We start from the raw sequence: 233 nt of genomic DNA on the forward strand, positions 1-233 counted from the left end.
TGGTCAATATATTACTGCCAATAACTTAAATTCTGATGCAGAGTTTTGGTTAGAGCAAGGTGATTATTATTTGATCATGCAGGGTTATAGTGATGTCAATAGTTCTACTTATAGCTTGCGTTTAATTACTCCTGATGTTTCAGCGATAACTCCTTTAACTATCGGTAATATTGTTAGTGGCAATATCAGTGAAAAAGGTGAACAGGATACTTATACCTTTACAGCCACAGCAG

Annotated in this window: 1 protein-coding gene; it reads left to right on the forward strand. The window is 35.2% G+C overall.

Features of this window, described 5'->3' with window-relative positions; all coding sequences use genetic code 11:
- Nucleotides 1–233 (forward strand): hypothetical protein (locus FFR48_RS28740; protein ID WP_162502012.1); only part of this gene is annotated, 233 nt, incomplete at both ends.

The organism is Sphaerospermopsis reniformis, from assembly GCF_005402885.1.
Taxonomy (GTDB): Bacteria; Cyanobacteriota; Cyanobacteriia; order Cyanobacteriales; family Nostocaceae; genus Sphaerospermopsis; species Sphaerospermopsis kisseleviana.